The organism is uncultured Frigoribacterium sp., assembly GCF_963515265.1.
Classification (GTDB): Bacteria; Actinomycetota; Actinomycetes; order Actinomycetales; family Microbacteriaceae; genus Frigoribacterium.
The window spans coordinates 1-2,726 of sequence record NZ_CAUPYL010000272.1 but is presented as its reverse complement, the minus strand read 5'-3'; the positions used below and the strand labels follow the sequence as shown (position 1 = coordinate 2,726).

The 2,726-nt window shown below is 73.8% G+C and carries 3 protein-coding genes; 2 read left to right on the top strand and 1 reads right to left on the bottom strand.

Annotated features, from left to right (window positions below):
• Positions 1 to 14 precede the first annotated feature (14 nt).
• A complete protein-coding gene (locus tag RWM17_RS13830) occupies positions 15 to 623 on the bottom strand; it encodes a hypothetical protein (protein ID WP_314104610.1) in 609 nt (202 codons plus the stop codon).
• A 150-nt stretch (positions 624 to 773) separates the two neighbouring features.
• Between RWM17_RS13830 and RWM17_RS13825 the strand changes: the two genes are divergently transcribed.
• Both RWM17_RS13825 and RWM17_RS13820 read left to right on the top strand, forming a co-directional pair.
• The gene (locus RWM17_RS13825; protein ID WP_314104608.1) at positions 774 to 1,997 is read left to right on the top strand and encodes an exonuclease SbcCD subunit D; all 1,224 of its coding nucleotides are present in this window, start codon (positions 774 to 776) and stop codon (positions 1,995 to 1,997) included.
• Positions 1,994 to 2,726 (top strand): SMC family ATPase (locus tag RWM17_RS13820; RefSeq protein ID WP_314104606.1); only part of this gene is annotated, 733 nt, incomplete at its 3' end. The genes RWM17_RS13825 and RWM17_RS13820, both read left to right, overlap by 4 nt.

Sequence of the window (2,726 nt, the reverse complement as noted above, 5' to 3'; positions counted from 1 at the left end):
GCCACGGGCACGGGTCAGGGCGCGTGCTCGCCCGGTGCCGGCGGCTGCAGCACGACCTGCTCGGCGCCCTCGCGGTCGAGCGTCCCCGGGAAGTTGTACCGGCCGAACGCGCCCGTCGGGTCGTGCGGGCTGACCGGCCGGGCGATCCGGGAGCCGCGGACGACGGCGAGCAGCAGCTCGCGCCGCTCGTCGTCGAGGACGGGCTCGGCGCGGTCGCGCAGCAGCACGGACGCCTTGCGTCCCTTCTTCTTCCCGAACCTCAGCAGCAGCCCCGAGGCGTCGTCGTTCGACAGGGGCACGAGCTCGGCCGAGTCGACCTCCTCGAACGCGAGCACCTTCCCCCGGATACGAAGGCGCCGCCCCGCGACGTCGACCGCGAACGGCCGTGAGAGGCGCAGCACGACGTTCCAGGTGATGGCCGCGACGGTGCTCCAGAAGACGAACCAGATCGGGACGGCGATCGGTCCGAAGCTCTGGAACGGCGACTCTCCCGACTTCGAGAAGAACGCGCTCGCCGTGCCGACGAGCACCATGATCGGCAGGACGGTCCGCATGAGCCGGAGGAACGCGCGCTGCTTCGGGGCGTCGGCGAACTCGACCCAGGTGCCGGCGTCGTCGGACATGCGCTCGAGGGTACGGGAACGGTGCCGGGCGAGTGCCGATGTCCCCCACGGGCGTCCCGGCGGTGTCGGCGGTGTCGGCGGCCGCCGATACAGTGACGGCGATCTGACGACGGCCCTCACGGCCACACCGACCACGACGAGAGGGCGACCGTGCGCATCCTGCACACCAGCGACTGGCACCTCGGGCGCACCCTGCACGGGGTCGACCTGCTCGAGCACCAGGCCGCGTTCGTCGACCACCTCGTCGAGCTCGTCGCCGAGCGCGACGTCGACGTCGTCGTGGTGGCGGGCGACGTCTACGACCGGGCCGTCCCCTCGGTGCCGAGCGTCCGCCTCCTCGGCTCGGCCCTGCGTCGGCTGAGCGAGCACGCGGTCGTGATCGTGACCCCGGGCAACCACGACAGCGCCGTGCGGCTCGGCTTCGCGGCCGAGCTCATGCGGCCGGGGCTGCACGTGCTCGCCTCGGTCGAGACCCTCGACCAGCCCGTCGTCGTCGCCGACGAGCACGGGCCGGTCGCGTTCTACGGGCTGCCGTACCTGGATCCCGACACGGTCCGGCACACGCTCGCGCCGATTGCCGACACCGGGGCTGCCGCCGACACGGGGGCTGCCGCAGACGCGGGCGTCGATGCCGAGCGCCCGCCCTTGCCGAGGTCGCACGAGGCCGTCGTCGCGGCCGCGATGGGCAGGGTGCGTGCCGACCTCGCCTCGCGCCCCGGCACCCGCTCGGTCGTCGTCGCGCACGCCTTCGTCAGCGGGGGCGAGGCCAGCGAGAGCGAGCGCGACATCCGCGTCGGCGGGGTCGACTCGGTGCCCTCGGCCGTGCTCGACGGCGTCGACTACGTCGCGCTCGGGCACCTGCACGGTGCCCAGCGCATCGGTGCGTCTCGCGGTGAGCGACCCGTGATCCGGTACTCGGGCTCGCCCGTGGCCTTCTCGTTCGGCGAGCTCGGGCACGTCAAGTCGACCGCGCTCGTCGACCTCGACGCCGGGGGAGGCGCGACGGTCGAGCTCGTCCCTGCACCCGTCCCGCGCAGGCTCGCGGAGGTGACCGACACGCTCGAGCACCTGCTCGTTGGTCGCCACGACGAGCTGCGCGACGCCTGGCTGCGCGTGCACGTCACCGACCCGGTCCATCCCGAGCGGCTGTACAGCCGGGTCAAGGCGCACTTCCCCCACGCGCTCGTCGTGCTGCACGAGCCGATCGGCGCGGTCGACGCGCCCGTGCTGCGACTCGTCACCGCTGAGACCGACCCGCTCGAGGTGGCCGCGGACTTCGTCGCCTTCGCCTCGGGCGCCCCGGCGACCGACGCCGAGCTCGCGGCCGTGCGGCACGCCTACGAGACCGCCCGCAGCGCCGAGGAGTCCGCGTGAACCTGCATCGCCTCACCCTCCGCGCCATCGGGCCGTACGCGGGCGAGCACACGGTCGACTTCGCCGAGCTGGGCGCGTCCGGAATCTTCCTGCTCGAAGGGCCGACGGGCGCGGGCAAGTCGACGGTGATCGACGCGATCGTCTTCGCGCTGTACGGGTCGCTCGCCGGCGAGGGTGCCAGCCGCGACCGGCTGCGCAGCCACCACGCCGCCCCCGAGGTCGAGCCGTTCGTCGAGCTCGTCTTCGAGACCGCCGCGGGCATCCACCGGGTGCGGCGCACCCCGGCCTGGCGGCGGCCGAAGAAGAGCGGCACGGGCACGACCCCGGCGAACGCCACGGCGACCCTCGTGCGCCTCACGTCTCCCGACGCGACCGCGGGCGAGCCGGTCTCGACCAGCACGCAGGAGGTCGGCGGCGAGATCGGACGCATCCTCGGCCTGACGCGACAGCAGTTCGTGCAGACGGTCGTGCTGCCGCAGGGCGAGTTCGCGGCGTTCCTCCGCTCGACGGGAGAGGAGCGTCGAACGATGCTCCAGTCGCTCTTCGGCACCGAGATCTACGAGGCGACGACGGCGCAGCTCGTCGAGGCCCGACGCTCGGCGAACACCGAGGTGGCCGCCGCCGACCACGCCGTTGAGCTCGGCTGGGCGCGCCTGCGCGAGGCCGCCGGCGTCGGCAGCGACGACGAGCTCGGGGGCGTCGGCAGCGGCACCGGCACCGGCACCGACG